General features: G+C 33.1%; 2 protein-coding genes. One reads left to right on the plus strand and one right to left on the minus strand.

The genetic code is table 11. The features are described from left to right. Positions 1-321: 321 nt before the first annotated feature. Positions 322-1,026: a polysaccharide deacetylase family protein gene (locus tag AC1DTM_RS24490; protein ID WP_016104500.1), complete on the plus strand. Its 705-nt coding sequence runs from the start codon at positions 322-324 to the stop codon at positions 1,024-1,026. 39 nt (positions 1,027-1,065) lie between these two features. Here AC1DTM_RS24490 and AC1DTM_RS24495 read toward each other — a convergent pair. Continuing rightward, the coding region (locus tag AC1DTM_RS24495) for a sodium-dependent transporter (protein ID WP_477001102.1) at positions 1,066-1,908 on the minus strand (843 nt) is incomplete at its 5' end.

Genomic DNA, 1,908 nt, shown 5'->3' on the forward strand with positions numbered 1-1,908 from the left:
CCCCTTATTTTTTATGGTTCATTTCAATAAGGTGCAAAGCCAAATATAAAAAATGATACGAGCTCATTTTGGCGATTGATTGTATATTACTTGTCTACCTCACGCAAAGTATCGCCATTTCCATACTTGGCTTTGCATGAGACGCTGCAGTGTCTGGCAATTGAATTGTAATCGCCACATAAACACCTCCTAATATACCTTTTGCATTTTATTATATGATAAATTCCCTCTCCTTGCATCTTCACAATTTTTGAAGCAACAAGTTACACAGTTTGATATAATACTTTTTAATCGAATCAAAAAGTATAGTGAGGTTGCGTTATGAAGAAGAGAATAATCATTACAATAGTTACAATATTCATTATTACTACAGCTTTCTTCGGAACATACAAATTAATGAACGCAAGAAGCTTTCAATTATTTGGAGACTTAACAAATCGCATTAAAACGAATGAAAAAGTGATTGCTTTAACTTTTGATGATGGCCCTACTAACAATGTAAAACAAATACTACCACTGCTAGATAAGTACAATGCGAAAGCTACTTTCTTTGTTATCGGAAACGAATTAGAAAACAATTTACCATTAGGTAAAGCGATTGTTCAATCTGGACACCAACTTGGAAATCATACATATTCTCATAACAGAATGGTTTTTAAATCACCTTCTTTTATTAAAGAAGAAATAGAAAACACAAATTCATTAATTCGCCAAACAGGATTTACCGACGAAATTGATTTTAGGCCACCCAACGGTAAGAAACTAATAGGACTACCATACTATTTAAACAAAAATAATATTGAAACTATCACATGGAATCTTGAACCTGATACTTTTTATAAATCTGCAACTGACAAAATTGACTACGTCAATAAGAATATAAAACCTGGTTCTATCATTTTATTGCACTCTATGTACGATAAATCTAATGAAAATCTGCAGACCATTGAAGGTATTTTAGACTCTTTATCTAAAAAGGGGTATCAATTCGTAACAGTAAATGAACTGCAAAAAAGAGAAAAATAAAAAGGTAGCGTATCATACCAAGATACGCTACCTTTCTTTTTATATAATTCCAAGTACATTTAGGAATACGATAATAATCGCAATTGGTGCAATATAGCGAAGTAAGAATAACCATAATACGAATAGTTTATAGCCTTTATTTTTACTTACACCAAGCTCTTTCATTAATACATCTTTCTTCATTTTCAACGGAACAAAGATGGAAACTAATAAAACACCAAGCGGCATTAGTATGTTACTAACCGCATAGTCTGCTAAATCAAAAATTGTTTTCCCAAATGGTTTCACATCACTTAACAAACCGAATGATAATGCTGATGGTACCCCAACAACAAAGATTAACAACCCAACAATTAAAGCCATTTTTTCACGTTTCCCTTTGCTTTTACCTTTTGTTGTTAAAGATGCAACGCTAATTTCTAACATCGAAATTGCTGATGTAATAGTAGCAAAGAAGAATAGTAATAAGAAAACGATGAAGAATAATTTTCCGAACGCCATTTTACTGAAAATAGCTGGCAATACGATAAATAATAGTCCTGGTCCTTGAGATGGTTCCATTCCAAATGCGAACACAACTGGGAAAATTGCAAGTCCTGCAAGTAATGTAATAACAAGTGTTAAAGCTACGATAGAAAATGCTGAACGCGGTAAACTTTCTTCTTTCGGTAAGTATGAGCTATACGTTACCATAACGGCTACACCGACAGATAGCGAGAAGAACGATTGCCCCATTGCATATAAAATGATTTCTGATGTTACGTTTGAGAAATCAGGTTGTAAGAAGAATCGAACTCCTTCTTCAGCACCGTCTAACGTAAGTGCACGAACAATTAATACAAAGAATAAAACGAATAGCGCTGGCATGAAATATTTATTTAC

Source organism: Bacillus sp. P4_D3 (genome assembly GCF_056401855.1).